This window comes from Microbacterium sp. ET2, assembly GCF_030347395.1.
Lineage (GTDB): Bacteria > Actinomycetota > Actinomycetes > Actinomycetales > Microbacteriaceae > Microbacterium > Microbacterium albipurpureum.
In genome coordinates, this window is the sequence record NZ_CP128170.1 from 2839093 (window position 1) to 2854433 (window position 15341).

Sequence of the window (15341 nt, forward strand, 5' to 3'; positions counted from 1 at the left end):
GCCAGGACTCCGCCGAACGCCGGCCTCAGCCGCCGAGCGCCTCGCGAATCGCCTCGGCGGAGCGAGAGAGGCGCGCCGCGATGACCGCGGGCTCTCGTGCGCCCGCGACGTGGACCACGGCGATCGTCGCGGGCGGTCGGGATCGCAGCGTCAGCGGCACGGCGACGGCGTGGACGCTCGGCAGGACCTCGTCGTGGCTCGTGGCGAAGCCTCGCGCGGCCGCCGCCCGCACTTCAGCGGCCACCGGGGCGGGAACGCTTGGCCAGGCGCGCTCGGGCAGCTGCGCGAGGATGGCCTTGCCCGGCGCGCCGACGGTGACCGGATGCAGCGTGCCCGGCCGCTGCGCGACGGCGGCGACGGAGTGGCGGGGTTCGACGCTGACGAGAGTGACGCATTGGTCGTGATCGAGGACGGCGAGGAAGCACGTCATCCCGAGGTCGTTGGCGGCCGCCGTGAGTTCGGGCAGGGCCTCGGCCTGCAGATCGTGCGCGACACCCGCGGCGAGCGCCGCCATCCGCGCCCCGAGGGTCAGTCGCCCGCTGCGCTCCCGCACGACGAGGCCGTGGTGCTCGAGCGTGCGAACGAGTCGATAGGCGACCGAGCGATGAAGCTCCAGCCGCCCCGCTACCTCGTCGATCGTGAGCGGCTCACGAGCATCGGCGAGGGTCTCGAGCACCCGGATGCCACGGCTCAGCGTCTGTGACGGGGGTGCACCCTGCCCGGCATCCGTCATCGAGGTCCCCTTTCGCTCGCGGCTCTTGCCCGCGCCCGTGCCGGTCATATACGATCTGTTCAATAGTAGAACGGTCTGTTCGAATATAGAACAAGCGATCTCCACTTTCCAGCGCACCGACGCGCCGCTTCCGACATCGGCGTCAAGGAGAATCCATGCAGTTCCACCACCACGGCTACGTCTCCGGTGACCCTCGCGTCCAGCCCGCCGCGGGCACGGGGGTGAACCGGCCCGACGACCTTCCCGGCGTGGTCGACGTGCTCATCGTCGGGTCCGGACCCGCCGGCATGCTGCTCGCCGCCCAGATGTCCCAGTTCCCCAGCCTCACGACACGGGTGATCGAGCGTCGCGACGGCCGTCTCCCGCTCGGCCAGGCGGACGGCATCCAGCCTCGGAGCGTCGAGACCTTCCAGGCGTTCGGCTTCGCCGAGCGCATCATGGCCGAGGCGTACAACATCGGGTGGATGAACTTCTGGGGCCCCGACCCCGCCGACCCGTCCCGGATCGTCCGCACGGCGCGCACCGAGGACTACGGCTACAAGATCAGCGAGTACCCGCACCTCATCGTCAACCAGGCACGCGTGCTCGACTACTTCGCCGAGGCGGCGGCACTCGGCCCCGCCCGCATCGCGCCGGACTACGGTGTGGAGTTCGTCGGCCTCACCGTGCACGACGCCGACGCCGGACACCCCGTCGAGGTTCGCGTGCGTCACGTCGCCGGTCCCCGCACCGGGCAGGAGGGCTCCATCCGCGCGCGGTACGTCGTCGGCTGCGACGGCGCGCGCAGCCGCGTGCGCGAAGCGATCGGGCGTACCCACGTCGGCAGCGCCGCGCAGCATGCGTGGGGCGTCATGGATGTCCTCGTCGACACCGACTTCCCCGACTGGCGCATCAAGTGCGCGATCTCCGCCGAGGCGGGTGCGATCCTCCACATCCCTCGCGAGGGCGGATACCTCAGCCGCATGTACATCGACCTCGGCGAGGTCGCCGCCGACGACAACCATCGCGTCCGTGAGACTCCGATCCAGGAGATCATCCGTCGCGCCAACGCGATCCTCCACCCGTACTCCATCGATGTGAAGCAGGTCGCCTGGCACAGCGTCTACGAGGTCGGGCACCGGGTCACCGACGGCTTCGACGACGTCGCACCGGGCGACGATCGCGACCCGCGCGTCTTCCTCACCGGCGACGCCTGCCACACGCACAGCGCGAAGGCCGGGCAGGGGATGAACGTCTCCATGCAGGACGGGTTCAACCTGGGCTGGAAGCTCGGTCACGTGCTCACCGGCCTCGCCCCGGCCTCTCTTCTGCGCACCTACGACGCCGAACGCAAGCCCGTCGCGCAGCAGCTGATCGACTTCGACCGCGAGTGGTCCTCACTCATGGCGCGCAAGCCCGCCGAGATCTCCGACCCGCAGGACCTCGCCACCTACTACCTGGGGACCGCCGAGTTCCCCTCCGGGTTCATGACTCAGTACGAGCCGTCCCAGGTCGTGGGCGATGCCACGCATCAGGCGCTTGCGGAGGGCTTTCCCGTGGGCAAGCGGTTCACGAGCTCCGAGGTGGTGAAGGTCGCCGACGGCAACCCCGTGCATCTGGGCCACCATGCCAGGGCCGACGGCCGCTGGCGCATCTATGCCTTCGCCGATCGGCCTGCGACCGGGGAGCAGTCTGCACTGGCCGAGTGGGCCGAATGGCTGAACGCTCCCGACGGCCCTGTCCGACGCCACACCCCGACGGGCGCCGACCTCGACGCCGTCTTCGACGTGAAGGTGATCTACCAGCAGCCCTTCGAGGAGGTCGTGCTCGCTGCCGTCCCCGAGGTCTTCCGGCCGCGCTCGGGTCCCCTCGGCCTCATCGATCCGGAGAAGGTCTTCGCCGCGGCACCGAGCGCCTGGACCCGCACCGACATCTTCGACGAGCGCGGTCTTTCCCGCGACGGCGTCGTCGTCGTGGTGCGTCCCGATCAGTACGTCGCGGCGGTCCTGCCGCTCAGTGCCACCGCAGAGCTGGACGCATTCCTCACCGGCGCCTTCCTGCCGCAGCGTGAACCCGTCGCGGCCGGAGCAGCGCCGCGCTGAGGCATCCGTTCCGCCCCCGTGCATACCGCAGGTGTGCAGACTGTACGCCGTGTATATCGGAGCCTGCGCCGACAGCCGGGCACAATGACCACGACCACCCCCGATCCCGAGGAGTCCCATGACCGCCGATCGTGAAGCCGCTCTGCTCGCCGAGGTGCCCGACGGGCTGTTCATCGGGGGAGCGTGGCGCCCCGCCTCGGAGGGTCGGACGCTGCGCGTCTTCGATCCCGCCACCGGCGAAGCGGTCAAGACCATCGCCGACGCCTCGGTCGACGACGGCAAGGCCGCACTGGATGCCGCGGTCGCGGCGTTCCCGGAGTGGTCGCGCACCCCCGCGCGCGAGCGCGCGGAGCTGCTTCGTCGCACCTTCGACCTCCTTCAGGAGCGCAAGGAGGACCTGGCGCTCCTCATGACGATCGAGATGGGCAAGCCCCTCGCCGAGGCCCGCGGCGAGGTCGTCTACGGCGGCGAGTTCATCCGCTGGTTCAGCGAAGAGGCATCACGCGTGCAGGGACGCTACGGCGCGAACCCCGAGGGCACGGGACGCATGATCGTCTCGCAGCACCCGGTGGGCCCCTGCTACCTCATCACACCGTGGAACTTCCCCCTCGCGATGGCGACCCGCAAGATCGCGCCCGCGCTCGCCGCCGGCTGCACCGTGGTCATCAAGCCCGCCGAGCTGACGCCGCTGACGACGCTGTTCTTCGTCAAGCTGCTCGAGGAGGCGGGGCTTCCGGCGGGCGTCGTGAACGTCCTCACCACGTCGAGCTCGGGGAAGGTCTCCGAGCCGATCATCCGTGACCCGCGCCTGCGCAAGCTCTCCTTCACCGGCTCGACCCCGGTCGGCCAGCGGCTGCTCGAGCAGGCCGCGGAGGGGGTGCTCCGCACCTCGATGGAGCTCGGCGGCAACGCGCCCTTCGTCGTCTTCGACGATGCCGACCTCGACAAGGCGGTCGACGGCGCGATGGCGGCGAAGTTCCGCAACATCGGCCAGGCGTGCACCGCCGCGAACCGCTTCATCGTGCATCGCTCCGTCGCCGATGAGTTCGCCCGCCGTGTCACCGCGCGGGTGCAGGGCCTCCGCATCGGCCGCGGGACCGAGGAAGGCGTCACGATCGGTCCGCTCATTGACGACCGCGCGGTCGCCAAGGCTGAAGCCCTGGTCGAGGATGCCGTCAGTCGCGGCGCGGAGCTGCGCACCGGCGGCAGGGCCGTCGACGGTCCCGGCACGTTCTACGAGCCGACGGTGGTCTCGGATGTGCGGCCGGGAAGCGACATCCTCCGCGAGGAGATCTTCGGGCCGGTGCTCGCGATCATCCCGTTCGACGACGAGGACGAGGCCGTCCGCATCGCCAACGACACCGAGTACGGCCTGGTCTCGTACGTCTACACCGAGAGCCTCGCCCGCGGGCAGCGCATGATCGAGCGGCTCGAGACCGGCATGATGGGCCTGAACATGGGGGTCGTCTCCAACGCCGCAGCCCCGTTCGGCGGGTGGAAGTTCTCCGGCCTCGGCCGCGAGGGCGGCGCCGAGGGCATCCACGAGTACCTGCAGACGAAGTACACCCTCACCCCGAACCCGTTCGCCTGAGAGCCGCGGCGCGCCTTGCGGGTGCGGAGAGCGAGCGGGTGTCAGGGGCGCGCGCCAGGATGACCGAGTGATGACGTCGCCGCTCCTCGCGCGCCGCATGCGCTCGCACCGCCTGAGCGCACCCGCGGCGACGCTTGAGGACGCCGCGCGTTCGCTGCTCGCCGTTCAGGCGCAGGATTTCGTCGGCGGCCGGTGGGCGCTCGCGACTCGCACGCGCGGTGCTCCGTCGCTCTCCGACGTCGACGCGCTCTTCGACGGCGGCCGGCTGGTGCGCTCGTGGACGATGCGGGGGACGCTCCACATCGTCTCCGCGGCGGACCTGCGGTGGATCCTGCAGGCGACCCGGGCGCGGCAGGAGCGCCGTGCGGCCCCTGTGCTCCGGCGCGAGGGGGTCGACGGCGCCGTGCTGGTGCGCGCCGAGGATGCCGCGCGCCGAGCGCTCGCCGACGCGCAGCGCATGACCCGGACCGACCTCTTCGCCGCGTGGGATGCCGCGGGCATCCCGACCGCTGCGCAGCGCGGGTATCATCTGCTGTCCGCCCTCGCCGTGGCGGGTGTGCTGTGCCTGGGGCCGGTCCAGGAGCGGCCGAGCCGTGCGGTGCGCGAGCAGACCGTCATCCTCGTCGATGACCTGAAGACGGATGCCGCGGCGCCGGCCGATCCTCTCGTCGAGCTGATCGTGGGCTACATCCGCGGCCACGGGCCGGCTTCCGCGCGCGATGCGGCGTGGTGGTCGGGGCTGCCGCTCACGGCCGTCCGCGCGGCGTTCGCCGATGCCGGCGATCGCATCACCGTCTGGCGCAGGGGCGTCGAGCCGCTCTACGTCGACCCCGCCGCTGCACCCCGTGCGAGCGCGCATGGCGACGCACTGGCGCTCCCGCCCTTCGACGAGTACTACCTCTCCTACGACGACCGCTCGGCCGCGTGCGCGCCGCACCATCTCGACCGGGTCGGACCGTCGAAGAACGGCATGGTCCGCGCCGTGCTGATCGCCGACGGCCGGGTGGCGGGAACCTGGACGCCGGCCAGAGGCGCCGCCGGCATCGACCTGTTCGACGACGACGGCCTCTCCGTCTCCGGCGCGCTCGCGGCGGTCGCCCGATTCACCGCATTCCGCGCGGGGTGACCCGCAGGCGGACTATTCCGCCGGGGAGTGCCGCTCGAGGAAGGCATACACCTCGGTGTCGTCGACTCCCGGGAACGCCCCGCGAGGGAGAGGGGAGAACATGTGCTGGTGCACCCGCGCGCTCGGCCACGCCTTGCCGCTCCAACGCGAGGCGACGTCGGCGGGCGGACGGCGGCAGCACGATTCGTCAGGGCAGGTGGATGTCGCCCGCGTGGCCGTCTCGCGACCGCGGAACCACTTCGCGTCGTCGAAGGGCACGCCGACGGTGATCGAGAACTCCCCGTCCCCGGTCACGCCCGTCTGCGTCGAACACCAGAAGGTGCCCGCCGGGGTGTCGGTGTACTGGTAGTGCTCGGTGGTGCGGTTCTGCTCCTCGAATGCCGAGCGCGCCGACCACTGCCGGCACACGATCTGCCCTTCGACCGACCCCGTGACATCCATCGGCACCGGAAGGTCGTCGTTCTCGTACACCCGGGAGACCCCGCCGTTTCCGTCCACCCGCAAGAAGTGCAGCCGGATGCCGAGGTGGTGGGTGAGGAGGTTCGTCAGACGCATCGCCGCGGCCTCGTGCGTCACCCCGAACGCATCACGGAAATCCTCGACGGCGAGGTTCCGGTCCTTCTTGGCCTGCTGAAGGAAGGTCACCGCGGCGGTCTCGGGCATGAGGCAGCACGCGGCGTAGTAATTGATCTCCAGGCGCTGCTGCAGGAAGTCGGCGTAATCGGTGGGCCGCGTGTGCCCCAGCAGGCGGTGAGCCATCGCCTGCAGAGCCATGGAGCGCAGGCCATGGCCGCCGGGGATCGACGCGGGTGGCAGGTAGATGCGTCCGTGCTCCAGGTCGGTGACCGAGCGCGCCGAGTGCGGCAGATCGTTGACGTAGATCAGCTCGAAGCCGAGCTGCTCGGCCATGATGCTCACGGTGCGGTGGGTGAGGGCACCGGAGACATGGCCGGCGGCTTTGAGCTGCTTCTCGGCGAGGCGTTCGATGTCGGGAAGATAATTGTCGGCGTCGCGCATCCGCACTCGCAGCTCGGTGTTGGCCCGGCGGGCCTCTTCCGGCGTCGCGATCGCCTCGCGCTCGCGACGTTGGGCTCGCGGTGCAGGGCCAGGATCGATTGGAGCGTCTCGTCGGTCATCGACTTCGTGACCTTGATCGGCGGGACCCCGAGCTGGCGGAACACGGGACTGGTCTGGGCCTGCGCGAGCTCGATCTCCAACGCCGCCCGCCGGTTGGGGGGCTCGGCGGAGAGCAGATCGGTGACCTCGACGCCCGTGGCCGAGGCGATCGCCTGCAGCAGCGAGAGCTTGGGCTCGCGCTTACCGTTTTCGATGAGGCTCAGCTGGCTGCCGGCGACGCCGACCTTTTCGCCGAGCCCGTCGAGCGTGAAGCCTCGGGCGAGCCGGTGGTGACGGATGCGGTGGCCGAGCGTCGTGAGATGCAACGGTGAGGACGACGTCGTCGAGGGAAGCGCCATGATTTGAGGATAGCTAAAGATTTGGCATTCTTGCACCGAAGTTGACGACAAACACCGCGCAGAGAGCCCGGATAGTGGAGGAACAACAGGTTTCGTATCGATCTGAGGGAGCTTCCATGGCCATCGCCGACATCTTCTCGCGCACCGTGTCACCGCTCACCGTCGCCGGAGACACTCGTGCGTACGGCAGTCGCCCGACGATCGCCGGCGAGGGGATGGTCGAGCTCGAGGCGTGGGTCGAAGAGATCGCCGCCCTGACGCAGCCCGACCGGATTCACTGGATCGATGGATCACGCGGTGAGAACGACATGCTCCTGCGACAGATGGTCGACGAGGGCAAGCTCATCAAGCTCAACCCCGAATGGCGCCCCGGCTCCTACCTCGCCCGCTCGCACCCCAGCGACGTCGCCCGCACCGAGGCGCGCACCTTCATCGCCTCCGAGCTCGAAGAGGACGCCGGACCCACCAACAACTGGGCACCGCCCGCGGAGATCCGCGCGACCATCACGCCGCTGTTCGAAGGATCGATGCGCGGGCGCACCATGTACGTCGTCCCCTTCTCGATGGGTCCGGTCGGCGGTCCGCTGTCGCACATCGGCGTTCAGGTGACCGACAGCGCCTACGCCGTGGCATCCATCGGGATCATGACGCGTGTCGGTGCGCAGGTGCTGCGGGAGATCGCCGCCGGCAAGCCCTGGGTGAAGACCGTTCATTCGGTGGGCGCTCCGCTGAAGCCCGGCGAGCCCGACGTGGCGTGGCCGTGCAACGACGAGAAGTACATCGTGCACTTCCCCGACACCCTCGAGGTCTGGTCGTTCGGCTCGGGCTACGGCGGCAACGCGATCCTTGCGAAGAAGTGCTTCGCGCTGCGGATCGCCTCGGTGATCGGCCGCGACGAGGGCTGGCTCGCCGAGCACATGCTGCTCATCCGCGTCATCGACCCGGCCGGCAGGGCCTACCACGTCGCCGCCGCGTTCCCCTCGGCCTGCGGCAAGACGAACCTGGCCATGCTGCGTCCCACCATTCCCGGATGGCGCGTGGAGACCCTCGGCGACGACATCGCCTGGCTTCGCCCCGGCGAGGACGGACGCCTCTGGGCGATCAACCCCGAGGCGGGCTTCTTCGGGGTCGCGCCCGGCACCGGCGAATCCACCAACGTCACCGCGGTGGAGACCCTGTGGGGCAACACCATCTTCACCAACGTCGCGCTCCGCCCCGACGGCGATGTCTGGTGGGAGGGCCTGACCGACACCCCGCCCGCCGAGCTCACCGATTGGGAGGGCAACCCCTGGACGCCCGAGAGCGGGCGGCCCGCCGCCCACCCCAACTCGCGCTTCACCGTGGGCGCCGCCCAGTGCCCCCAGATCGCCGAGGACTGGGACGCCCCGCAGGGTGTGCCGCTGGATGCCATCCTCTTCGGCGGCCGCCGAGCCACCAACGTCCCGCTCGTCGTCGAAGCCACCGACTGGACCCACGGCGTGTTCATGGGGGCGACGATCTCGTCGGAGCGCACTGCGGCCGCGGAGGGCACCGTCGGCGAGCTCCGCCGCGACCCGTTCGCCATGCTGCCCTTCTGCGGATACAACATGGCCGACTACTTCGGGCACTGGCTGAAGGTCGGGCAGAAGCTCCGCTTCGACCGCGCCCCCCGCATCTTCCAGGTCAACTGGTTCCGGAAGGGCCCCGACGGACGCTTCCTGTGGCCCGGCTTCGGCGACAACGCCCGCGTCATCGACTGGATCATCCGCCGCATCGAGGGCGAGGTCCCTGCGATCGACAGCCCGGTCGGACGTCTGCCGCGCACCGAGGACCTCGATGTCGACGGCATCGACGTCTCGGCAGACGACCTCGAGCGTCTCTTCGCCATCGACCCGACGTCGTGGCTCACCGAGGCCGAGCTCACCGAAGAGTTCTTCCGCACCTTCGAGGGACGGATCCCGGCGGCCCTGTACGCCGAGCTCGCGGCGTTGCGCTACCGCCTCCAGCGGGCCTGAGGCTGCGTCACACCAGCAGCTGGTGGCGGGCGAGGTCGCGGTAGAGCGGCGTCGTCTCCACCAGCTCTCCGTGGGTGCCCTGACCGACCACGCGGCCGTGATCGAGCACCACGATGAGGTCGCTGTCGACCACGGTAGACAGCCTGTGGGCGATGACGATGAGGGTGCGGCCGGCAGCGACCGCGTCGATCGCGTCGCGCATGCGCTGTTCGTTCAGTCCATCGAGCGAGGAGGTGGATTCGTCCAGCAGCAGGATGGGCGGCGCGGCCAGCAGGGCCCGGGCGATCGCGAGGCGCTGACGTTCGCCTCCGGAGAGCATGACGCCGCTCTCGCCGACCGGGGCTTCCAGGCCCAGGGGGCTCCGCTCGAGAACCTCCCCCAGGTTCACCGCCCGCAGCACCCGCTCGCACTCGATGTCGGAGGCATCGGGGGCTGCCAGTCGCAGGTTCTCGGCGATCGTTCCCGCCAGGGTCGGGGCGTCCTGCTCCACGTACCCGAGCTGAGCGCGCAGCGCGCCCCGGTCCAGAGCCCGGACGTCCTGTCCGTCGAGCAGGATCGCGCCACCGGTCGGGTCGTAGAAACGCTCGATGAGGGCGAGTGTCGTGCTCTTCCCGGCTCCCGATGGTCCGACCAGGGCGACCCGCGCGCCACGCGGCACGCGGAACGACACTCCGCGCAGGACTTCGCCGTCGGGAGCCCCCCGCATCGACGCCGCGGCCGCGGCATCCGTCGTCTGTTCTGCGCCGACCTCGATGGCGCTCGTGCCGACATGCGCGGACTCGAGAAGAGCCTTGGCCTCCTGCTCGGCGCTCCGCCGGGCCGCGATGACGTTCTCGGGGTACGAGAAGCGCACGTCGATGAACTCGATCGCCGCCGGCTTCGCTGTGTCGGCAGCGGACGGGGACGGGGAGGAGGCGGGGAGGGTCGCCGCGATGCGGGCGTCGTCGGCGGTCTCGGTGGGAAGGTCGAGCACTTCCTGGATGCGCCCCAGCGCGCCCAGCGCCTGGTTCACCGAGGTGATGGCGCCGAAGAACGTCGCCAAGGGGCCGACGAGAAGGAAAAGGAAGATGACGAAGGTCACCAGGCTCGCCACCGAGATCGCGCCCGAGGCCACGCGGAACCCGCCGAGCCCGAGGACGACGAGCAGCGACACCTGGAGGGCGATCCCCGCGACCGGCACCACGAGCGCCGAGACCTTCGCGATGCGGACGCCCACGTGGTACACCTCGGTCGCGACGCCGGTGATGGTCTCGGTCTCGCGTTCGGTGGCCCCGGCGGCGCGCACTGTGCGGATCGAGCCGATCGCCCGCTCGACGCCCGAGGCGAGTTCGCCCACCTTCTCCTGCTGCGCCTGGGTGGCCCGGCGGATCCGGCCGCTGAGGATGACGACGGCCGCGACCGAGACGCCGAGCACGAGGACGATGGCGCCGAGGAGGGCGGGATCGATGATGGCCATGCCGATCACCGCTCCGACGAAGATCAGCGAGTTGCCGACGGCGTCGGCGAGCCCCTGCGTGAGCACGGCGTACAACAGGGTGGTGTCGGTGCCGACCCGTGAGACGAGATCACCCGTGCGCCGCGAGTCGAACTCGCTGATCGGGAGGCGGAGGATGCGCGAGACGAGCTTCCGGCGACTGGAGTACACCACCGCTGTTCCGGTGCGCTGGAGCAGGTAGTGCTGATAACCCCCGATGAGCGAGGCGGCGACGACGAGGGCCACGATGCCCCACACGAGCAGGCCGAGGGTCTCACCGGCCTGCACCCGCTCGATCACCTGACCGACCAGCACCGGCTGCCCGAGTGTCGCCACCGCGCCGATGACGCTGAGGATCGCCACGACCACCAGTACGCCCTTGTGTTCGAGGAGGAAGGGGATCAGTTGCTTCAGGCTGGCGCGGGGACCCTCCGGGGCCGCGCCGCGGCGGCCGCGGCGAGAGGGGCGGGTGCGATCTGACATGGGGATGCTCCGAGATGAGGGTCAGCTACGACCGTACTTCGTGTCAGCGGTCTGTTCGCCCCTGCCGAACGCGACTGTGGCCGTTGCGCGGCCGTTCGTTCGTCGCAGATGTACGCCACAGGGTGCCTACGGCGTACATCTGCGACGGATGAACAGTGGGAGGGGGTGGAGGGGACAGACAGACGGATGCCGCGGAGCGGCCGGTCGCTGGGCGCACCCGTGTCGGAGGTCGCCGGTAGTGTGGTCCGGTGCCAAAGCCCGTGATCCGCGCCGAGAACCTCGTGAAGACGTATTCGTCGAAGGGGAAGCCCGACTTCGTCGCCGTCGACGGGTTGTCGTTCGAGGTCGCCCCGGGCGAGTCGTTCGGGCTCCTCGGCCCGAACGGCGCGGGCAAGTCGACGACGATGAAGATGGTCGGTGCGGTCTCGACCCGCACCCGCGGTGAGCTCAGCATCCTCGGTCTGGACCCCGACCGCTACGGGCCGGAGATCCGCTCGCGTCTGGGCGTCGTTCCGCAGCAGGACAACCTCGACGGTGAGCTGAACGCCCGCGAGAACCTCTACATCTACGGCCGCTACTTCGGGCTGCCCGGCAAGGTCTGCCACGAGAAGGCCGGTGAGCTGCTGGCCTTCGCCCAGCTCCAAGACAAGGCCAAGAGCAAGGTCGAGCAGCTCTCGGGCGGCATGAAGCGGCGCCTCACGATCGCGCGCGGGCTCATCAACGATCCCCGGATCCTGCTGCTCGACGAGCCGACGACGGGACTGGACCCCCAGGCGCGGCACGTGCTGTGGGACCGGCTGTTCCGCCTGAAGGAGCGGGGCACGACGCTGGTTCTCACCACGCACTACATGGACGAGGCGGAGCAGCTCTGCGACCGGCTCATCGTGGTGGACAAGGGACGGATCATGGCCGAGGGGACGCCTGCTTCCCTCATCCGCGAGCACTCCAGCCGCGAGGTCCTCGAAGTGCGCTTCGGCTCGGATCGCAACGAGCAGGTCGCGCCGCAGCTGCAGGGTCTCGGCGACAGCGTCGAGGTCCTCCCCGACCGCATCCTCATCTACACCGACAACGGCGAACGCGCGCTCGAACGCGTCACCCAGCTCGGATTCGAGCCGATCACGTCGCTCGTCCGCCGCTCCAGCCTCGAGGACGTCTTCCTGCGCCTGACCGGACGGTCGCTGATCGAATGAGCGCGGACCCAATGAGCGGTCCGGCGACGGCGAAGATCCCGCAGCCGAGCCTGGACGAGCTGCGCGCCGAGGCGATGGCGTGGGGACGCAAGCCCCGCGCCTACGGCTCGTGGTACGTGACCGAGCACATGGTGCGCGCGATGCGCGCCTACGGCTGGACCATCGTCGTCGGCGCGCTCGGACAGCCGGTCGTGTACCTGCTCGGCCTCGGACTCGGGCTGGCAGCGCTGATAGACCAGGACGTCGTCGACGGCGGCGTCTCCGTCCCGTACGTCGTCTTCGTCGCCCCCGCCCTGCTCATGACCGCCACGATCGCGGTGGCGAGTGAGGAATTCACGTATCCGGTGATGGCGGGTTTCAAGTGGCGGCGCTACTTCTACGGCTTCAACGCCTCGGCGCTGTCATCTCCGCAGATCGCGCACGGCGTCATCCTGGGCGCCACCGCCCGCATGATCGTGGTCGCGGTGGCCTACTACCTGTTCCTCGTCCTCTTCCAGGCGATCCCCGATCCCGAGACCGGGTGGATCTCGATCTTCATCTCGATCCTCGCGGGCTTGGCCTTCGGCGTGCCGATCATGGCCTACGCCGGGCGGGTCGAAGAGGACAAAGGGCAGTTCGCCCTCGTCCAGCGGTTCATCTTCATGCCGATGTTCCTCTTCTCGGGCACCTTCTATCCGCTGTCGACGCTCGGCTGGCTGCAGGTGATCGGCTGGATCTCCCCGCTCTGGCACGCCACAGAGCTCGGCCGCCTCGTCACCTACGGTCGGCCCGAGAGCCTGCTCATGATCGGTGTGCACATCCTGTACCTCCTCGTCCTCACCGTCGGCGCCGCCTTCCTCGCGCGCCGGATCTTCGTGCGGAGGCTCGCGAAATGACCGCCACCGTCATCGAGCCTCAGACCCGCTCCGGCGGTGTGCGGTCGCTGTGGGCCGGAAACCCGCAGGCCGTCGTGCAGCGGGGGCTCATCGCGGCCCGCTCCTCGAACTGGATCGTCGTGCTGTCGGGATTCTTCGAGCCGGTCTTCTATCTGCTGTCGATGGGCGTGGGGCTCGGCGCGCTGATCGGCAACGTGACGACGGCCTCCGGAATGGAGGTGCCGTACGCCGCCTTCATCGCGCCCGCGCTTCTGGCCGTCTCGGCGATGAACGGCGCCGTGTACGACTCCACCTGGAACGTCTTCTTCAAGCTCAACTACGGCAAGCTCTACGAGGGGATGCTCGCGACCTCGCTCGGACCCCTCGACGTCGCCCTCGGAGAGATCCTCTACGCACTGCTGCGCGGGCTCGTCTACGCGAGCGGATTCATGGTGATCATGCAGTTCGCCGGCTTGAACCTGTCATGGACCGCGATTCTCGCCCTCCCTGCCGTTCTCCTCATCGCGTTCGGCTTCGCCAGCCTGGGCATGGCGATCACGAGCTACATGAAGGCGTTCCAGCACATGGACTGGATCAACTTCGTGATGCTGCCGATGTTCCTCTTCTCCGCGACCTTCTACCCGCTGAGCGTGTACCCCGACTGGGTGGTCCCGATCATCCAGGCGCTTCCGCTCTGGCACGGCGTGGAGCTCATCCGCGGCCTCACCCTCGGCGATCTGGACGTGGGCATGCTCTGGCACGTGCTCTACTTCGTGGTGATGATCACCGCCGGGCTCATCTTCACCACGAAGCGGCTGCGCGCGCTCTTCCTCGATTGAGCGTCTGCGTCAGAGCGAACCTGTCGCCCCGACCCCCAGGTCCTCGTCGTAGTCGACGTTCTTCGTCTCGGGCGCGAGTGCGAGCGCGATGAAGGTCAGCACCCCCATCGCCGACAGGTAGACGCCGACGAGCCACGGGTTGCCGTCTCCGAGCTGCCACAGCGCCACCGCGATGATCGGTGCGACAGCGGCACCGAGGATCGACGACACGTTGTAGGCGATCGCCGAGCCCGAGTACCGCACATTCGTCGGGAACAGCTCGGGAAGCACGGCTCCCATCGGTCCGAAACTCCACCCCATGAGCACGAACCCGAAGATGAGGAACGCCTGCGTGAGCGCACCGGTGAACAGGGGATCGGCCGCGGGGAGCAGGAAGATCGAGAACGACAGCCCGAAGACGACGATGAGCGCCGTGACCCACATCAGCAGCGTGCGACGGCCGATCGCGTCGGCGATCGGTCCCGACAGCAGCGTGAAGATGCCGAAGAACACCACGCCGATGATCTGCATGATGACGAAGTCGGTGTAGCCGAAACCGAGGCCCGGATAGAACTGCGCGGCGAATGCGGCCTCGTCGAAGGCTCGGCCCGACGACTCAGCGGCGGCCCGAGCGGCGGCGCTCGCGGTCTCGAGGTCGGCGGGCTTCGTGCCGTACGACAGCGTGAACTGCGTCATGAGGTAGAACAGCACGTACGTCGCCAGCATGATGAATGTGCCGAGGATCGCCTGACGCCAATGCCGGCGCAGGACGGTGCCGACGGGGAAGCGCCGGATGACGCCCTTCTGCTCGGCTTTGACGAAGGTGCTCGATTCCACCAGCCGCAGGCGCACCCACAGGCCGATGACCACCATCACCGCCGAGAACAGGAACGGCACGCGCCATCCCCATGCCAGGAAGGCGTCGGAGCGCAGGGCCGGGTCCTCGGGGTGGGGGAGGAGGAAGTAGATCGTCAGGAACAGCGAGTTGGCGATGATGAAGCCGAGCGGTGCGCCAAGCTGCGGGAACGTGCCGTACCAGGCGCGCTTTCCCGTCGGCGCGTTCTCGGTCGCCACCAGCGCCGCGCCCGACCACTCGCCGCCGAGGGCGAAGCCCTGCGAGAGCCGCAGGATCAGCAGCAGCAGCGCCGCCCACAGGCCGATGTCGTTGAAGGTGGGCAGGCACCCGATGAGGAACGTCGCGATCCCCATGGTGAGGAGGGATGCCACGAGCGTGGCCTTGCGGCCGAAGCGGTCTCCGAAGTGCCCGAAGATGACCGCGCCGAGCGGCCGGGCGACCATCGCGGCACCGAAGACGCCGAAGGAGGCCAGGAGGGAGGTGGTGTCGTTGCCCGTGGGGAAGAAAAGCAGCGGGAAGACCAGCACCGAGGCGGTGGCGTAGACGTAGAAGTCGTAGAACTCGATCGTCGTGCCGACCAGGCTCGCCGTGATGACACGCGAGCGCGGGTTGGCGGGCGCGGGCGGCGACGCAGCGGCGGCGGAGTCGGTCGCCTGTGTCATCGAT

Annotated in this window: 10 protein-coding genes and 1 pseudogene; 7 read left to right on the plus strand and 4 right to left on the minus strand. The window is 69.4% G+C overall.

What is annotated here, in order from left to right; all coding sequences use genetic code 11:
• Positions 1 to 25: 25 nt before the first annotated feature.
• Positions 26 to 733, minus strand: a complete 708-nt coding sequence (locus tag QSU92_RS13820) for an IclR family transcriptional regulator (RefSeq protein ID WP_289265912.1) — start codon at positions 731 to 733, stop codon at positions 26 to 28.
• Positions 734 to 888: 155 nt separating this feature from the next.
• On the opposite strand from QSU92_RS13820, the gene QSU92_RS13825 reads away from it, so the two are divergent.
• The 3 genes from QSU92_RS13825 (at position 889) to QSU92_RS13835 (ending at position 5531) form a co-directional block, all read left to right on the plus strand.
• Positions 889 to 2814 (plus strand): FAD-dependent monooxygenase, encoded by a 1926-nt coding sequence (locus tag QSU92_RS13825; protein WP_289262733.1) that lies wholly within the window; start codon positions 889 to 891, stop codon positions 2812 to 2814.
• A gap of 118 nt (positions 2815 to 2932) precedes the next feature.
• Positions 2933 to 4405 carry an NAD-dependent succinate-semialdehyde dehydrogenase gene (locus tag QSU92_RS13830; RefSeq protein ID WP_289262734.1) on the plus strand — a complete coding sequence of 491 codons (1473 nt, stop codon included), beginning with the start codon at positions 2933 to 2935 and terminating at the stop codon, positions 4403 to 4405.
• A 70-nt stretch (positions 4406 to 4475) separates the two neighbouring features.
• The gene (locus QSU92_RS13835) at positions 4476 to 5531 is read left to right on the plus strand and encodes a winged helix DNA-binding domain-containing protein (RefSeq protein WP_289262735.1); all 1056 of its coding nucleotides are present in this window, start codon (positions 4476 to 4478) and stop codon (positions 5529 to 5531) included.
• Between the two features lie 12 nt (positions 5532 to 5543).
• On the opposite strand, the pseudogene QSU92_RS13840 reads toward QSU92_RS13835, so the two are convergent.
• A pseudogene (locus tag QSU92_RS13840) lies at positions 5544 to 7006 on the minus strand (helix-turn-helix domain-containing protein).
• A gap of 116 nt (positions 7007 to 7122) precedes the next feature.
• Here QSU92_RS13840 and QSU92_RS13845 point away from each other — a divergent pair.
• The gene (locus QSU92_RS13845; RefSeq protein WP_289262736.1) at positions 7123 to 9000 is read left to right on the plus strand and encodes a phosphoenolpyruvate carboxykinase (GTP); all 1878 of its coding nucleotides are present in this window, start codon (positions 7123 to 7125) and stop codon (positions 8998 to 9000) included.
• A gap of 7 nt (positions 9001 to 9007) precedes the next feature.
• On the opposite strand, the gene QSU92_RS13850 is transcribed toward QSU92_RS13845, so the two are convergent.
• On the minus strand, positions 9008 to 10957 hold the full coding sequence (locus tag QSU92_RS13850) for an ABC transporter ATP-binding protein (RefSeq protein WP_289262737.1): 1950 nt from the start codon (positions 10955 to 10957) through the stop codon (positions 9008 to 9010).
• A 248-nt stretch (positions 10958 to 11205) separates the two neighbouring features.
• On the opposite strand from QSU92_RS13850, the gene QSU92_RS13855 reads away from it, so the two are divergent.
• The 3 genes from QSU92_RS13855 to QSU92_RS13865 are packed head-to-tail and all read left to right on the plus strand — an operon-like array spanning position 11206 to position 13840.
• Positions 11206 to 12147 carry an ABC transporter ATP-binding protein gene (locus tag QSU92_RS13855; RefSeq protein WP_289262738.1) on the plus strand — a complete coding sequence of 314 codons (942 nt, stop codon included), beginning with the start codon at positions 11206 to 11208 and terminating at the stop codon, positions 12145 to 12147.
• Entirely contained in the window at positions 12144 to 13022 is an 879-nt protein-coding gene (locus tag QSU92_RS13860; RefSeq protein ID WP_289262739.1) for an ABC transporter permease, read from the plus strand. Before QSU92_RS13855 ends, QSU92_RS13860 begins: the two co-directional genes overlap by 4 nt.
• Positions 13019 to 13840, plus strand: coding sequence for an ABC transporter permease (locus tag QSU92_RS13865; protein ID WP_289262740.1), 822 nt, complete (start codon positions 13019 to 13021; stop codon positions 13838 to 13840). The genes QSU92_RS13860 and QSU92_RS13865 overlap by 4 nt, the downstream gene beginning before the upstream one ends.
• 9 nt (positions 13841 to 13849) lie before the next feature.
• Here QSU92_RS13865 and QSU92_RS13870 read toward each other — a convergent pair whose 3' ends face one another.
• A complete protein-coding gene (locus QSU92_RS13870) occupies positions 13850 to 15337 on the minus strand; it encodes an MFS transporter (RefSeq protein WP_289262741.1) in 1488 nt (495 codons plus the stop codon).
• Between the last annotated feature and the right edge of the window lie 4 nt (positions 15338 to 15341).